The 16,022-nt window shown below is 64.2% G+C and carries 12 protein-coding genes; 6 read left to right on the top strand and 6 right to left on the bottom strand.

Going from position 1 to position 16,022, the window contains the following annotated elements:
* Positions 1-40 precede the first annotated feature (40 nt).
* From ACSQ3S_RS21110 to ACSQ3S_RS21100, 3 genes are read left to right on the top strand one after another with little or no spacing between them, the layout of a single operon-like run.
* Positions 41-1,510 (top strand): UbiA family prenyltransferase, encoded by a 1,470-nt coding sequence (locus ACSQ3S_RS21110; protein WP_436143649.1) that lies wholly within the window; start codon positions 41-43, stop codon positions 1,508-1,510.
* Entirely contained in the window at positions 1,507-1,872 is a 366-nt protein-coding gene (locus tag ACSQ3S_RS21105) for a hypothetical protein (RefSeq protein WP_176651464.1), read from the top strand. The genes ACSQ3S_RS21110 and ACSQ3S_RS21105 overlap by 4 nt, the downstream gene beginning before the upstream one ends.
* A gap of 21 nt (positions 1,873-1,893) precedes the next feature.
* Positions 1,894-3,153, top strand: a complete 1,260-nt coding sequence (locus ACSQ3S_RS21100) for a hypothetical protein (RefSeq protein ID WP_436143648.1) — start codon at positions 1,894-1,896, stop codon at positions 3,151-3,153.
* On the opposite strand, the gene ACSQ3S_RS21095 is transcribed toward ACSQ3S_RS21100, so the two are convergent.
* Genes ACSQ3S_RS21095 through ACSQ3S_RS21085 form a run of 3 tightly spaced genes read right to left on the bottom strand, consistent with a single transcriptional unit; the run spans position 3,131 to position 7,249 of the window.
* Entirely contained in the window at positions 3,131-4,999 is a 1,869-nt protein-coding gene (locus ACSQ3S_RS21095; protein WP_436143647.1) for a DUF885 domain-containing protein, read from the bottom strand. The two genes, ACSQ3S_RS21100 and ACSQ3S_RS21095, sit on opposite strands and share 23 nt — an antisense overlap.
* On the bottom strand, positions 4,992-5,687 hold the full coding sequence (locus tag ACSQ3S_RS21090; protein WP_176651462.1) for a glutamine amidotransferase: 696 nt from the start codon (positions 5,685-5,687) through the stop codon (positions 4,992-4,994). The genes ACSQ3S_RS21095 and ACSQ3S_RS21090 overlap by 8 nt, the downstream gene beginning before the upstream one ends.
* A gap of 35 nt (positions 5,688-5,722) precedes the next feature.
* Positions 5,723-7,249, bottom strand: a complete 1,527-nt coding sequence (locus tag ACSQ3S_RS21085; protein ID WP_436143646.1) for an FAD-dependent monooxygenase — start codon at positions 7,247-7,249, stop codon at positions 5,723-5,725.
* Between the two features lie 117 nt (positions 7,250-7,366).
* Here ACSQ3S_RS21085 and bla point away from each other — a divergent pair, with 117 nt between their 5' ends.
* Entirely contained in the window at positions 7,367-8,254 is an 888-nt protein-coding gene (bla, locus tag ACSQ3S_RS21080) for a class A beta-lactamase (protein WP_413449414.1), read from the top strand.
* Positions 8,255-8,285: 31 nt separating this feature from the next.
* Positions 8,286-8,795, top strand: coding sequence for a hypothetical protein (locus ACSQ3S_RS21075; RefSeq protein WP_436143645.1), 510 nt, complete (start codon positions 8,286-8,288; stop codon positions 8,793-8,795).
* A 16-nt stretch (positions 8,796-8,811) separates the two neighbouring features.
* Here the strand turns inward: ACSQ3S_RS21075 and ACSQ3S_RS21070 are convergent, their stop codons facing one another.
* The 3 genes from ACSQ3S_RS21070 to ACSQ3S_RS21060 form a co-directional block, all read right to left on the bottom strand.
* Complete coding sequence (locus ACSQ3S_RS21070; RefSeq protein ID WP_176651458.1) at positions 8,812-9,534, bottom strand: polysaccharide deacetylase family protein; 723 nt, start codon at positions 9,532-9,534, stop codon at positions 8,812-8,814.
* Positions 9,531-10,031 carry a 4'-phosphopantetheinyl transferase family protein gene (locus ACSQ3S_RS21065; protein WP_436143644.1) on the bottom strand — a complete coding sequence of 167 codons (501 nt, stop codon included), beginning with the start codon at positions 10,029-10,031 and terminating at the stop codon, positions 9,531-9,533. The genes ACSQ3S_RS21070 and ACSQ3S_RS21065 overlap by 4 nt, the downstream gene beginning before the upstream one ends.
* Before the next feature lie 143 nt (positions 10,032-10,174).
* Entirely contained in the window at positions 10,175-14,218 is a 4,044-nt protein-coding gene (locus ACSQ3S_RS21060; protein ID WP_436143643.1) for a Pls/PosA family non-ribosomal peptide synthetase, read from the bottom strand.
* A gap of 135 nt (positions 14,219-14,353) precedes the next feature.
* Between ACSQ3S_RS21060 and ACSQ3S_RS21055 the strand changes: the two genes are divergently transcribed.
* Entirely contained in the window at positions 14,354-15,856 is a 1,503-nt protein-coding gene (locus ACSQ3S_RS21055; protein WP_436143642.1) for an AMP nucleosidase, read from the top strand.
* Positions 15,857-16,022: the final 166 nt, after the last annotated feature.

Genomic DNA, 16,022 nt, shown 5'->3' with positions numbered 1-16,022 from the left:
CGAGCTTATAGTAAGGCGATCCCGTCTTGAGATGCCGCAGATGAAAATCGACCTGGTCCAAGTCAATTCAGCAGCCGCTTGGCCAATAGTTGTCGATCTCGACGGGACATTGACCGCAACAGATACGCTTGTCGAGTCGGTCATCCAGTTCATCAAGCAATCGCCGCTCAATTTACTGCGCCTGCCTTTCTGGCTACTGAAAGGTCGCGCGGCGTTCAAGGATGCGGTCTGCTCCCGTGCCGCCATCTCGGCGGACCGCTTGCCCTACCGCGAGGCGTTGCTGGTTTATCTGCGCAGTGAAAAAAGCAAGGGGCGCCATATCATCCTGGCCACGGCGGCGCATAAATCAATCGCCCAGGGCGTATCCGACCACCTTGCGTTGTTCGATGACGTATTGGCTACCGACATGGGCCGCAATCTCAAGGGCAAGGTCAAACTTGAAGCCATACAGGAAAAGCTTGGAACAGACTTCGTCTATGCCGGCGATAGTCGTTCAGACATCCCGATATGGAACGCCGCGCAAGCAGCCATTCTGGTTGGGGCCTCGGCAGGCCTGGCCAAATCCGTCCGCGACCGAAACCCGGTCGAGCAGGAGTTTTCGAAAGAGCCAATTGGCTTTTCCACCTGGATGAAGGCATTGCGGGTACACCAATGGCTGAAAAACCTGCTGTTGTTCGTGCCCTTGCTAACCGCCTTTTCCTTCATGGATATTGGGAAGCTCGCGACAATAGCGCTGGCCTTCCTGTCATTTTCGTCTGCCGCTTCCGCCACGTATATGTTCAACGATTTGTGGGATCTGGAAAGCGACCGCGCTCATCCCCGAAAAAAGGACCGTCCATTCGCCAGCGCCAGGATACCGATACTTACCGGGCTTGTGGTCGCCGGCTATTTGCTCATGCTGGCGTTTGCATTGGCTCTGGTAGTCTCCCAGGCTTTCTTCCTAATGTTGCTCCTGTACGTAATTCTTACCAGCAGCTATAGCTGGATGTTCAAGGAATACGTGCTGATTGACGTGATCATGCTGTCTCTGCTTTACACGCTGCGCATCCTTGCCGGCTCTGTGGCTGCCGCAATCCCCACCAGCGAGTGGCTGCTGGCCTTTTCGGTTTTCATGTTCCTGAGTTTGGCATTGGTGAAGCGCTGTTCCGAACTAATCTCGCTGGAACAGATCGGAAATATAGCCGCGCGCGGCCGCGATTACCGGGTGGCGGACCTGGCGGTACTGTCGCCACTGGGTGTGGCGTCCGCCATGTCGGCAGTGGTTGTCTTCGGGCTTTTTATCAATTCCCCCGATACCCAATCCCGCTACGCGACACCTGGTCTGTTATGGCTCGTGGCCATAGGATTGATTTACTGGCTGGCCCGGCTTTGGATCAAGACCTCGCGCGGAGAGATGCACGACGATCCCGTGATCTATGCGATCAAAGACCGTGGCAGCCGCAGCACCGTCATCGTCATGGCAGTCACGATGCTGATAGCACACTTTCTTGCGTTGGATGGAATGCTATGAATACTCTTTTCATTGCCGTCTTGAGCATCGCGCTCTCTGTCATGGCCCAGTTTTCCTTGAAGGCAGGCATGTCCAGTGCGGATGTGAGGGAGGTCATGGCACAGCCGCTGGCTCTGCGTACCGCCTTCACGGTGTTTTCAAACAGGTTCGTGTTGAGCGGTTTTTTCCTTTATGGGGTGGGCGCCATAGTCTGGCTCGGGGTGTTATCCAGGTGGGACATCAGCAAGGCATATCCCTTGGTTGGACTGGGCTTTGGACTAACCGTCATTGTCGGCTTGTTAGCGGGAGAGCAGGTGACGATGCTGCGTGCCGGCGGGGTTGCGCTGATCTGCGCGGGGGTTTTTTTAGTCAGTAAGAGTTAGCTGATCTATCGGAGCAGCGACATGCGTCCAATGTTTGCCCGTATCAATGAAAAGCAGTGGCTGGCTTTGATTTTGGTGTTCGCGCTTTTGGCGCGGAGCGCGACAGCTTTTGCCCTGCAATTCCAGCCTGTCAGCGACTACGCTGGATATGAGCAGATGGCGATGAACCTGGTGGCTGGCAAAGGGTTGGTTGAGGGGGGCAATTCCGCATTCCTGAGTGCCGGCTACCCCCTGTTTGTTTTGGCGCCGGTTTTTGCCGTCTTTGGCCACCATTTGCTGGCCGCGCTGTTTGCGAATGCATTGCTATGCACCGTCAGCGCGTGGCTGATTCATCTGATCGCGAAAGAGGCTGGCGCCGGCAAGGCGGGGCGGTTACTCAGTGTCGGTATATTCGCCATTTACCTGCCGTCGTGGATTTATGCGGCATACCTTGCCAAAGAAAATCTGATGATGCCGCTGATGCTCGGTGTCGTCCTGCTTTCCTTGCAATGCAGCTGCAATCCGTCGGCGCGGATTGCGATCCTGGTTGGCGCTATTCTCGGACTGCTTGCGATCACTGGAAATTCCGGCTTGACGCTTACCCCGGTTTTTGTGATTGCGCTGATGATTTCACCCTTGTCTTTGCGCCGAAAACTGGCAAGACTCGGCTTGGCCGTATTGGTCGCCTTGCTCGTCGTGGCGCCCTGGCTGATACGCAACTATCAAGTCCTTGGTGCCCCGGTTTTAAACACCAATGGGGGCTTCAATCTCTACCTGGGTAACAATGCCGCCGCGGACGGCATGTTTATTTCCATTGCCGACACGCCAAGGGGCGCTACCTGGCATCAGTTACGCAAGCAAGGGGAGGTCGTGGCAAATGACACATTGAAACACGAGGCGATTGCCTGGATAAAGCAGAATCCGAACCGGTTCCTCGCCCTGTCGTTTAAAAAAGTCGTCCTGTTCTGGATGCCTCCGGTACACGAGGGGGAAGGCCCTCAGCCCAAAGGAGAAGCCTTGACGCGCTTGGCGTGGCTGGCGCAATATCTTTTGATCTGCGGCTCGGCGGTGGGCGGCCTTGCTTATCGACGGCTACGAACCAGAAATAATTGCCTGCTCTGGCTTGCCGCGCTGTGCTACACGTCGGTGCATATGATTTTTTACGTGATTTACCGCTACAGGGAGCCGATTATGCCCTTGTTGATCATTCTTGCCGCCATGGCCGTCGAGCAGCTGATCCGGGCGCGTAAGCGGCAGCGCCCGGCTGATCCGTTCGCTCTTATGCCTTCTTCGCCTCGCTGATGTAGCGGTCGACCACGGTCGGCAGCACCGTCAGCGGCACGCCGCAGCTTTGCACCAGCGCATCGTTGAAGGCGGCCAGGTCGAACCTGCCGCCCAGCGCGGCCTTGGCGCGTTCGCGCTGGCGCAGGATTTCGTTGTGGCCCATCTTGTAGCCGCAGGCCTGTCCCGGCGATACGCTGTAGCGATCGATCTCGCTGGTCATCGCCTGCAAGCCGCGGCCGGTGTTCTCGACCAGGAAGCGGATCGCCTGCTGGCGCGTCCATTTCAGCGCGTGCATGCCGGTGTCGACCACCAGGCGGCAGGCGCGGAACTGCTGCGCCTGCAGATAGCCGATCTGGCTGAACGGGTCGTTGGCGTACAAGCCGAATTCGTCCACCAGCTGCTCCGCATACAAGGCCCAGCCTTCGACGAAGGCGTTAAAGCCCATCAGCGACGAAATCAGCGGCAGCTCGTTGTGATGCTCGGCCAGGTAGGCGCCCTGGAACGCATGTCCCGGCAAGCCTTCGTGCGCGGTCAGCGTGGCCAGCTCGGACTTCGGCCACAGCGTCGTCGATTTCAGGTTGATGTAGTAGATCGCCGGGCGCGAGCCGTCCAGCGAGGCGAAGTTCATGTAGCCGAGCGCGGCGCCGGCTTCGATATCGACCGGCACCCGCTTGATCTGCAGCGGCACCTTCAGGTCCATGTGCGAGATCTTCGGCATCAGCGCGCGCACCGCGTTGACGCGCTCATTGCAGTAGGCGATCAGTTGTTCGCGGCCGGCGTCGTTGTCGGCGTAGAAGCGCTTCGGATCCTTGGCCAGCGCCCGCATGCGCGCGCCCACCGTGCCTTGCGTGATGCCCTGCGCCTTGAGGATGGCGTCGATGCGCGATTGCAGCTGCTTGTTCTGTTCCAGGCCGATGGCGTGGATCTCCTGCGCGCTGCGGCTGGTCGAGGTGCCCAGCCTGAGCGCCCATTCGTAGTATGCCGCGCCGTCCGGCAGGCGGTGCACGCCGGCGACGTCGGTGGCTTTGGCGGTGGCCTTGGCGAAGGCGGCGATCTGGCGCTCCAGCGCCGGATAGACCATGCCGTTCACCAGTTTGGTGGCACGCGCATCCCAGTCGCCGGCGATGCCCAGCTTGCGCGTGCGCTCGGCGATCGAGGTCACCAGCTTTTGCGCGGCGACCGGCGTCTTGCGGAAGTCGCGCAACTGGCCCAGCGCGGTGTGGGCGATGAAGTTCGGCGGCATGATGCCGTGGCCGGCCTGCTCGACGATGCGCGCGGTTTCCTGGTCCAGCACGCGCGCCATCGCCGCCACGCGTTCCAGATAGGCCTCGGCATCGGCGGCGTTGGCGATCTGGTGCTGCGAGTCGAGGAATTCGGGGATGCGGGTCAGCGCGCCGTCCTGCTGGGTAACCGGGAAGGGCGAGGTGCCGCCGAAGAAGCCGCTGGCGGCGCCGCCGAACGGGAAGCGCAACCCGGCCACGCCTTCGTTGGCGGCGTAGCGCACGGTGTCGTAGCGGATCTGGGCGTCGGCGCTCAGCGTGCCGCGGTCCAGCGCGGACAGCCGGCCCAGCATCGATTGCACCTGCGTGGCCCAGGCGGCGTCGCCTGCGGGGGAAGCGTCTTCCAGCTGCGATTTGAGCGCGGCGCGGCCGTCCTTGTCCATGCCCAGCGAGGTGGCGGTGGTCGGCGTCAGGCGCAGGATCTCGTCGGCGAAGGTGTCGAGCAGGGCGGTGAAGCGCGCATCGGACGGCGCCGGCTGGGCCAGCGCGAAGCCGGGCAAGGCGCTGACGGCGGTGGCCGACAGCGCGGACAGCAGCAGGTCGCGGCGGGAGAAGCTTTGAGGTTGTTGAGATTGATTAGGCACGGAATCCTTTGATCCATTCTTTGAGCATGAGCGCCCCCTGGTGCACCAGCGTGGGGCCGTGGTTGGCGGTGTTAGCGCGCAGATCCTGCAAGTGTACGCCGGCATGCACCAACTCGACCGCGTGGCCGATCAGCCATTGCTCCAGCCGGGCCGGGCTGAATTCGGGATGGCACTGGAACGCCAGCGCAAAATGGTCGATGGCAAACGCCTGGTGCCGGCAAGCCGGGGTCGAAGCCAGCAGCGATGCGCCCGGCGGCATGTCGAAGGTGTCGCCGTGCCAGTGCAGCATCGAGGTGTGGTCGGGGCCGACGTGGCGCAGCGGCGAAGCGGCGCCGGCGGCGGTCAGGGTCAGCGGCTCCCAGCCGATTTCGCGGATGCCGGAATGGACGCTGGCGCCCAGCGCCTTGGCCATCAGCTGGCCGCCCAGGCAAAGGCCCAGCGTCGGCCGTTCGACGAACAGGCGCTGGCGCAGCAGCGCGACCTCGTCGGCGATGAACGGGTAGTGGCGGGTGTCGTTGACGCTGATCGGGCCGCCCAGCACGATCAGCAGGTCGGCGTCCGCGGCGGGCGCGAGATCGTCCACGCCGGCTTCCAGGTACTGCAACTTGTAGCCGGCGGACGAGAGGGGTGCGGCGAAACTGCCGACGTCTTCATACATGACGTGGCGGATTGCGACGGCTTTTTTCAAGGTGGTCTCCCGACTATTTTGTAATTTTCATTACCTTAATGCAACTCCTGCATAAAACGCAAGTGATAGCGTGTAACAAGCTCATGCAGTGTGTCGATTTCCTGACGCGGCAGGGCCAGCGCCACGTGCATGTCGGGACGAATCAGATAGGCTGCATCGCGCAGCAGGCCGGCTGTTTCGGCGGTTTCGCTCCATGGCCAGGCTTGCAGCGGCAGTCCCAGGGCTTGGGCGGCGGCGGCCAGCGCCGGATCGGGTGTGCCGTAGACGTGCAGCTGCCAGGCCAGCGACTGCAGCGAGGCAAAATTGTCCGCGCCGCCGGGCTGCGGCACCCACGGCAAACGGTCGCCGCCGATCACTTCGCCGGCGCGGCCGCCGCTCAGCGGGCTGTCGGGATAGTGGATCTGCACCTGCGAGATGGTCTTGAACAGCGTGCGGCGCGCCGCCGCGAAGCCGGCCAGCACCGGGAACACATGCGGCACCAGCCAGCCCCGCAGCAGCTGGCCGCCCGCGCCCTGCGAGACGATCAGCTGGAACGCGCGGTCGGTGGTGGCCACCAGCCTGCGGGCAAAGACGATGCGTTCGGCCTGGTAGGTGTCGAGCAGGGCGGCGGTGGCCCGGCCCTGCAGCACGTGGGCCAGTTTCCACGACAGGTTGACGGCGTCGCCGATGCCGGTGTTCATGCCCTGGCCGCCGGCCGGGCTGTGGATGTGGGCGGCGTCGCCGGCGATGAAGCAGCGGCCGACGCGGAATTGCCCGGCCACGCGGTGATGCACGCGGTAGGTCGAGAACCAGTTCACCTGTTCCACGCGGATGCCGAGCAGCGGTTCCAGCACCGGGCGGATGTCTTCAAAATCCGGCTCAGGCTTGGCCTCGGCCTGCGGCGGCATGATGCCGATCAGCCGCTGCATGCCGGTCGAGCGCACCGGCAGCATCAGCGCGAAGGTGTTGGCGCCGAGGTGGCCTATCAGGTCGCGGTTGTCCGGGCCGGCGACCTTGACGTCGGTCACGTAGTACAGGTGGTCGTAGGTGCCGCCGGAGAAGTCGAGCTTCAGCGACTCGCGCACCCGGCTGCGGGCGCCGTCGCAGCCGCACAGGTAGGCGGCGCTGCAGGCGATGCGTTCGCCGTCGCGCTCCAGCACGGCGCGCACGCCCCATTCGTCCTGCGTGAACGATTCGAGTTCGGTGTCCCACTCGACGTCGACGCCTTCCGCTTTCAATTGCGCGACCAGGAAGCGCTCGTGGTCGTCCTGCGGGAAGGACAGCACGAACGGGTAGGGACTGAGGCCGGCGCCGATGTCGGGCAGCGGCAGCTCGGCGATTTCCTCGCCGGCCTCGCGCAGGCGGATCGCGTGGATCTGGATGCCGAGGTTGACGACGGTGTCGCCAAAGCCGAGCTGGCGGTAGAACTCCAGAGTGCGCGCATGCACGGCCATTGCGCGCGAAGCCTGGCCCGGGCCACTGTTCTTGTCGATGATGCGGATGGCAATACCATGCCGCGCCAGCCGGATGGCGAGCACCAGGCCGGTGGGACCGGCGCCTGCGATGAGTACTTGAGAAGCCATGGAACCAGTCTACATCCGAGGGGGAATGCGGTGCGCTCAATTGAGGGACGGCGAACGGCTGTTTTTAAGGATGGGCTGGTAATATTGAGTAATATTATTTAACCAACATCATTAGCCATGACCGACTTCACCAAACGCCGCACCTTGCTGCTGGCGCTGGCCGCCGCGCCTTTGACCCGAGCCGCCGAATTGCTGGACAGTCCGCCCGCCGCCACGCCGCTGACGCCGGCGGTTTTGCTGGCCAAGTTGGAGACCGAATCGGGCGGCCGCCTCGGCGTGGCCGCGCTGAACACCGCCGACGGCCGCCAGCTGCTGCACCGCGCCGACGAGCGCTTCCCGTTTTGCAGCACCTTCAAGACCATGCTGTCGGCGGCGGTGCTGGCGAAGGAGCCGTCGCTGCTGAAAAAGCGCGTGGCCTACTCGAAGAGCGATCTGGTGGCGTACTCGCCGGTGACCGGCAAGCACGTCGGCAAGGGCATGACGGTGGCGGCGCTGTGCGAGGCCACCATCCAATACAGCGACAACGCGGCGGCCAACCTGCTGATGAAGCAAATCGGCGGGCCGGCCGCGGTGACGGCGTTCGCGCGCTCGATCGGCGACAACGAATTCCGGCTGGACCGCATGGAGACGGAGCTCAACACCGCCGTGCCAGGCGATCCGCGCGACACCACGACGCCGGCGGCGATGGCGGCGTCGCTGCACAAGCTGGTGCTGGGCGACGGCCTGCCGCCGGCGCAGCGCAAGCAGCTCAAGGACTGGATGCTGGGGAATACCACCGGCGACACGCGCATCCGCGCCGGCGTGCCGTCCAACTGGCAGGTGGCCGACAAGACCGGCACCGGCGAGCATGGCACCACCAACGACATAGCCGTGCTGTGGCCTCCCGGCAGGGCGCCGATCGTGCTGGTAACGTACCTGACCCAGCCGGGCAAGGACGACAAGCCGCGCAGCGAAATCATCGCCGAAGCGGCGAAGATAGTATCGGAGGCGTTCCGGGTCGGCTAAACTACGCCCCTTACACTGAAGCGAGCACGCCATGACCGATAAAAAACAGCCACCATCCCGAGCAGCCAATCCTTTTCTGGATAGCGGTTTCTATACGCGCATGCGTGACTACACCGAGCGCGATGCGGCGTTTTCCAAGGAATTGAAGGCGATCGGCGAAAGCGGCGCCGGCAAACAGAGCACCGACGCGCGCTTCGCGCCGTCGCTGCAGGTGTTGCGCGGCGTGGTCAAGAAAGGCCTGCCGCTGGAGGAAATGCTGGCCCGTATCGTCAAGGGCGTGGAGAGCGGCTTGTGGGAGGCGTGGCTGACGGCGTTCGGCTTCGAACTGCGCGGCGTGAACTACGCCAAGACCGGCGAGCGCAATGCACGGCTGGCGCTGGATATCAGCCTGGGATCGAAGGCTCACACGGCGTTCGCCAACGCCGGCGTGGGCAACTGGCGCAGCCTGGTGGTCGAGGATTGCGCCCAGGTGCAGATCGACAAGCCGACCGAAAAGGCGCCGGCCAAGGCCGCCGCCATCTTCTTCCTCGACGCGCCCTGAGACTTTATTTTCCCCTTTATTTTTCCCATTCCACGTGCACCACGCGGTAGCCCTTGGTCTTGAGGACCTTGAGCAGCGTTGGAACGGCTTTCGCCGTCGGCGGATTGGCGTCATGCATGAGGATGATGCCACTGCCGCTGGCGTCCAGGCTCTTGACCAGGCGCGCGGCGAGGATCTCGGTGGTGTCGTCGGGCAGCCAGTCGTTGATGCCGAGGTCGATCGAGGCGACGGTGATGTTGGCCTCTTTCAGCGCGGCCAGCATGGTCGGCGTTTCTTCCAGAAACGGAAAGCGATAGGCCGGCGCTGCGCTGCCGAAGGCGGCCTGGTAGCTCGCTTGTGCCAGTTTCAGGTCGGCCAGCTGTTCATTGGCGCCGAGCGCCGCCAGATGCGGATGCGTGTTGCCGTGGATGCCCGTCGAGTGGCCTTCACTGACCACGCGGCGCCCGAGCTCGGGAGCCTTCGCCAGGTTTTCGCCGACCATGAAGAAGGTCGCCTTGGCGCATTGGTCGGCCAGCGCCTTCAGCACCAGCGGCGTGGTTGCCGGAATCGGACCGTCGTCGAAGGTCAACACCACTTCGCCTTTTTGCAGCGGCAGCGGGGCGTGCTGATAGGCGCCATACAACGCGCTTTCGCGCTTCAGCGTGATCGTGCGTGCCGTGCCCAGCGTGTCCGGGCCGCAGTCGGCGGCGTTTGCGGTTGCAGTTGCGAGTATGCCCAGCAGCAGTGCGACAGCCTTCATTTACTTCCTCCTTGGTAGACGGCTACATGGCCTGCCAGTCCGGCGGGCTTCATGATGAGCGGTATGGCTGTAACGGCGCCGGTGCCGCCGCTTGCGGGCCATTCCGCGAGTTGATATCCCTGGCATTTTAGCTCGGCCTCACGACGGGTCCAGGCAAGCGCGAAGGCGAGGGGGCGTTCGGCGGCGGGCGTGGCTTGCAGCGCCGCTGTGACGACGGGGCCGAGGTAGTCGCGCGCCACGGCCTCCCAGTCGGGGATGTCCTGCACGCGCATCATATCGACGCCGATTGCGCCGTGCAGGTGAATGGCGGCCAGCGAATAGCCGTCTTCGTGGCTGAACGAGCAGCCGATGGTGCTGTCGTGGCCTCCGACGATCACGCTCAGCGGTCCGCCGGGCTCGGATTGGATGCCGAAACAGCTGGCCGGTTCGCCGGTGAGCGCGGCCAGCACCTCGCGCGCCGCGCGCCGGATCTCTGCACGCTGGGCCGAGCGGATCAAGGCGGGGTCAGTTCCGGCAATCGGACATGAGCTGAGCTCATGTCCGATTGCCGGAACTGACCCCGCCTTTATGCCGATGACGCACACGCCGTCCGGCGCAGCCGGCACGGGGCCGGGCCAGGGCTGGACGACCAGCGCCGGAGTCATTGCGCCGGCGCGGCCGGGCAGCCGGACCAGTAGCCGTTGGCGGGAATCTGCTCGCCCTTCATCACCAGCGTCAGCGCGCCGAGGCGGGCGTTGTCGCCGACGACGGCGCTGTACAGCACCGCGCTGCGCGGCCCCATGTACACGCGTTCGCCGATGGTGACATGGTCGATCTTCATCACGCGGTCCTCGAACAGGTGCGTCTGCGGGCAGGTCAGTGCATTCAGCTCGCTGTGATCGCCGATGTGCACGCAGTCGAATTCCGTGATGTCGGTGGTGTCCAGGTACACGCCCTTGCCGATGCGCGAACCGAGCAGGTTGAACGCCAGCGGCAGCCACGGCGTGCCGCGCAGGTAGCGCATGAAGTTGGGCACGGCGATGCCCTCGTACAGGTTGGTCACGCCTTCCGACAACCACACGAACGGCGTCCACATCGGCTCCGATTGCTTGCTATAGCGGCCGATCAGCAGCCATTTCAGCAGCACCACGAAGACGTAGTTGCCGATGCCGTAGCCCAGGCCGGCCAAGGTCAAGTCCCATGTCACCTCGGCCCAGCGGCCGGCGCCGGCGGCCGGCATCACCGCCAGCACCAGCGTGTAGCCGACCGCGATCACCAGCGCATGCGGCGCGACGATGCGGAACGCTTCGATCAGGCCGCGGCCCAGGCGGCGCATCGGCGACGGATGGAAGGTCAGCCATTCCGGATAGCCGCTGGTCTGCTCGCGTGCCGGCAGGTTGATCGGCGGGGAACCCAGCCAGGTGTCGCCGCTCTTCATCTGGCCGTTGTCCGGCGCGCGCGAATGCACGCCGATCAGCACGTGCTCGGGCAGCACCGTGCCGTCAGGGATATAGGCGCCATTGCCGACGAAGCTGCGGTGCGATATCACGGTCGGCTGCATGATCATCCAGCCACCGTCGATCTCCTCGTCGCCCAGCATGACCGCGTCGGCGATGAAGGTTTCGTCGCCGAGGGTCAGCATGTCCGGCACCACGCCAAGCGCGGTGGAGATCTCTGCATCCTTGCCGACCTTGGCGCCCAGCAGGCGATACCAGTACGGCGCGAACACGGTAGCGTAGATGCCGTGCAAAACGTTCAGGCTTGATTCCTGGATCTGGCTGACCAGCCACTTGGCGCAGTAGGTATTGCTGTGGATCGCAGAACGGCCTGGCTGCAATCGCGGCAGCACGCTCCAGCGGATGCCGGCCGACAGCAGCGCCGTCAAGATGATCAGCACCGTGCTGGCGGGGAAGGCCAGCAGGAAGTAGCGCAGCAGGCGGATGCGCATGTCGTCGCCCTGTATCCACGGCAGCCAGCCGGCTTCGTCGAACCAGTCGATCAGCACGAAGCTGGGGAACACCGGCATGAAGAACAGCGTGACGATCAGCAGGATGCCGAACACGAAGAACACGCCTTCGCCCATGCGGCGCGCGGCGCTGGCTTGTGGGCGCGGCGGCAGGCGCGTGGTGTCGAAAGGCCCCATGTCGCGCGCCGGAGAACCGGCCCAGACGCGGCCCGCCGGTACGCGGCCGCCGTCGCCCAGCGCGGATTGGCCTTCAAGATGGCCCAGCGCTTCGACATGCGTATTGCCTTCCAAAATAGCGAAGGAGCTGACGCAGGCGTCGTCCTCCAGCGTGATCCGGCCGAGCAGCAGGCGGCCGCGCTGCACGCGGGCGTTCTCGAAATTGACGGCGTTGCCGATGCTGACGTTGTCGCCGATGGTCAGCAGATCCGGCGAACGCAGCGTCATCGAGCCGATGATGACTTCCTTGCCGACCTTGGCGCCCAGCGCGCGCAGCCACCAGGCGTTGAGCGAGGAACCGCTCAACAGATAGGCCGGCGCCGATTCGACCAGCCGGTCCGCCAGCCACCAGCGGTAGTAGGTGATGCCCCACAGCGGATAGCTGCCCGCCTGCAGGCGGCCGGCGATCAGCCATTTGCCGGCGATGGCGATGGCAAATTCCATGACCGTGGCAAGCAGGAACACACCGACCGACGCGGCGATGGCGAGCGGCACCGAGTCGCCGGGATCGCCGGTGAAGAAGTGGTAGGTGAAGAACGGCGCCAGCCACTGCGCCATGCGCAGTGCCACCAGCGCCGGCATGGCGACCGCTTGCGCCAGGCCGCAGGTCCAGCGCTTGATCGCGGAGGGCGGCGTCCAGTCGGCTTCCTGCTCGGCCGCCTTCGGCGCGTCGGCCAGCACCTGCGCGATCTTGCCGACCTCGCGCTGCTGGTAGATGTCGCGCACGGTGATGTGGGCGAAGCGCGGATCGGTACGCAAGGCGGAAGCCAGGCGCGCGGCGAAGAAGGAGTGGCCGCCAAGGTCGGTGAAGAAATCGGCGTTGCGCAGGATGGGCTGGCCGGGGAACAGCGTGGACAGCGCGGCGAACAGCGCCGCCTCGGCCGGCGTCTCGGGCAGGTCGGAATCTTCGGCGCTGCCGGCCGGCGGCGCGCTCAAAGGCATAGCCTTCAAGGCCTTGCGGTCGATTTTCCCGGAGGTCAGGCGCGGCATGGCTTCCTGCATTTCGTAGCGGCCCGGGACCATGTACGGCGGCAGCTTGGCGGCCAGGCCGGCGCGCAGCGCTCTGGTGTCGATTTCGACACCGGCATCGGGCACGATGTAGGCCACCAACTGGTCGATGCCGTCGTCCTTGCGCAGCAGGACGGCGACGGTGCCCACGCCCGGCTGCTGCGCCAGCAGCGCTTCGATCTCGCCCAGTTCGACGCGGAAGCCGCGTATCTTGACCTGGTCGTCGGCGCGGCCCAGGCACACCACTTCGCCGTCGGCGCCAATGCGCGCGAGGTCGCCGGTGCGGTACAGCCGCGCGTCGTGCACGCCGCTGGACCAGGGATTGGCCAGGAATTTTTCTGCCGTCAGGTCGGGGCGGCCGAGGTAGCCGGCCGCCAGGCCCGGGCCGGTGATGCACAACTCGCCGATCTCGCCTCGCGGCAGCAGGCGCAATTCCCCTTTTCCTTCAGATTCCGTGTTCGCATCGATCACCAGCAGGCCGTAGTTCGGCAGCGGCGTGCCGATCGTGACCGGGTGGCCGGGCTGCAGGCGCGCCAGGCTGGCCGACACCGTCGCTTCGGTCGGGCCGTAGGTGTTGAACATCTGGCGGCCCGCGCGCGACCAGCGCTCCACCAGCGATTCCGGGCACATCTCGCCGCCGAGGTTAATCAGGCGCAGGCTCGGTACTTCCTGATTGAACAGCGCCAGCAGCGTGGGCACGGCGTGCAGCACGGTGACCTGGTTTTCATCCAGCATGCGCGGCAGCGTTTCCGGGTCGCCGCTGATTTCCTTGGGACCTATCCACAGCGTGGCGCCGACCAGGTAGGCGATCCAGATTTCCTCGAACGACATGTCGAAGGCGACCGAGAAGCCCTGGTACACCTTGTCGGCGGCGCGCACGCCTAGCACTTCGTTCTCGCTGCGCAGGAAGTGGCAGATGCTGCGCTGGGTGATCAGGATGCCTTTCGGCTTGCCGGTCGAGCCGGACGTGTAGATCACATAGGCTGGCACGTCCGGCGACACGGCGCCGCGGCGGGACAGGATGGTGTCCGCCGCAGGCGCGGCCAGCAGCGCCTCGGCGGTCCACACGGGCCGGCCGAAATCGGCCAGCGCGGCCAGGCGCGGAACGAAGGCGGCGCAGGTCAGCACGCCGGCGCCTTGCGCGTCGTCGAGGCACACTTGCAGGCGGTCGACCGGCGTGTCTTCGTCGACCGGCAACCAGGCGGCGCCGGCCTTGGCGATGCCGGCCTGCAGCACCAGCAACTCGATGCCGCGCGGCAGCCACAGTCCGACGATCTGTCCCGGTCGCACGCCCGCATCGATCAGCCGCGACGCCACCAGGTCGGCCTGCGCGTTCAGTTCGCGATAAGTCAGCTTGCGCTCGCCAAAAATCAAGGCGAGCTGGTCGGGATTGCGCGCGGCGCTGGCTTCCAGCAAGTCGGCCAGTATCTCCTCGCGCAACAGCTCGCCTTGCGGCTTACCGTAAAGAACATCCGGGTGCGATTGGGAAATGTGTAGCGATACTGGGTCGTTCATGCTGATACTTTATTTTGTGTTGGCGCTGTCATTGTACGGTAGGTCAGATGGTTCCCATAGAGGAAGAATGCAAGTTCCGCTTACAGCCTTTACAATAAGAAATATGGGATCTTCCCCTTGCACCGAAGGAGTCGCATGTCACCGAGCCGCCCGTTTATCGCCCCCATGCAATTTGACGATCCGATTGCCGCTTATGAGCAAGTCCGCGTCATCTACGATGCCAACATCGCGCACCTGCGCGATGCCATGAAACGCTTTGTCGCCGGCGAGGATGTCGGCGAACACGTGCGCGCCTGCTATCCCTTTGTCCGCGTCCATACCGACACCGTGGCCCGCGCCGATTCCACGCTGGCCTTCGGCTTCGTCGCCGGTCCCGGCACCTACGAAACCACGCTGACGCGGCCCGACCTGTATGCGCGCTACTACCAGCAGCAATTCAAGCTGCTGTTGAAAAATCACGGCAAGCATCAATTGCGGATCGAGGTCGGCACCAGCGCGCAGCCGATCCCGATTCATTTCTCGTTTGCCGAGCACGAGCACATTGAAGGCAATATGAGCGCCGAACGGCGGCTGTTGATGCGCGATGTATTCGACTTGCCGAATCTTGCCGCGATGGACGACGGCATCGCCAACGGCACCCACGAACCGCCGCCGGGAGAGGCGCATCCGCTGGCGCTGTTCACGGCGCCGCGCGTCGACTACTCGCTGCAGCGCCTGCGCCACTACACCGGCACGTCCTGCGAGCACTTCCAGAAGTTCGTGCTGTTCACCAACTACCAGTTCTACATCGACGAATTCGTCAAGCTGGGCCATGAGCTGATGGCGCTGGCGTCGACCGCGCCGGGCGACGACTACATCGCCTTTGTCGAGCCGGGCAACCTGGTCACGCGCCGCGTCGGCCAGGCGGTGGAGGCGGGCGATGCGCTGGGCGCGCCGCTGCCGCGCCTGCCGCAGATGCCGGGCTACCACCTGATACGCGCCGACGGCACCGGCATCTCGATGGTCAACATCGGCGTCGGTCCGGCCAACGCCAAGACCATCACCGACCACATCGCCGTGCTGCGTCCGCATGCGTGGCTGATGCTGGGCCATTGCGCCGGCCTGCGCAACACGCAGGAACTGGGCGACTACGTGCTGGCGCACGGCTATGTGCGCGAAGACCACGTGCTCGACGAAGACTTGCCGCTGTGGGTGCCGATCCCGCCGCTGGCCGAGGTGCAGGTGGCGATCGAGGCGGCGGTGGCCGAGGTGACGCAGCTGACCGGCCACGACCTGAAGCGCGTCATGCGCACCGGCACCGTCGCCAGCACCGACAACCGCAACTGGGAACTGCTGCCGCAGCGCACGCCGGAACGCCGTTTCAGCCAGAGCAGGGCGATCGCGCTGGACATGGAAAGCGCTACCATCGCCGCCAACGGCTTCCGCTTCCGTGTGCCCTACGGCACTTTGTTGTGCGTGAGCGACAAGCCTATGCACGGAGAAATCAAGTTGCCGGGCATGGCCAACCAGTTTTACCGCGACCGGGTTGACCAGCATTTACGCATCGGCATCCGCGCCTTGGAGCTGCTGCGGGCGCTGGGCGTGGACAAACTTCACAGTCGCAAGCTGCGCAGTTTCACCGAGGTGGCGTTCCAGTAGCAATATGCGAAAAAAATCATGAAAGCCCGCTTGTGCGGGCTTTTTTTTCACTTGCGCCGCCGGTTCCGATACTTTTTTTGATATCAAAAACCCCAAAAAATTGATTGGTTTGTTTTTTGCCCAGACCCTAAGATGAATTCCGAAGTCGCAGCAACATAACTATAAA

This window comes from Duganella sp. LjRoot269, assembly GCF_964254095.1.
In the GTDB taxonomy this organism is placed as follows: domain Bacteria; phylum Pseudomonadota; class Gammaproteobacteria; order Burkholderiales; family Burkholderiaceae_D; genus Rugamonas; species Rugamonas hordei.
The sequence above is the reverse complement of the archived record's forward strand: the minus strand, read 5'-3'. Positions and strand labels throughout refer to the sequence as shown.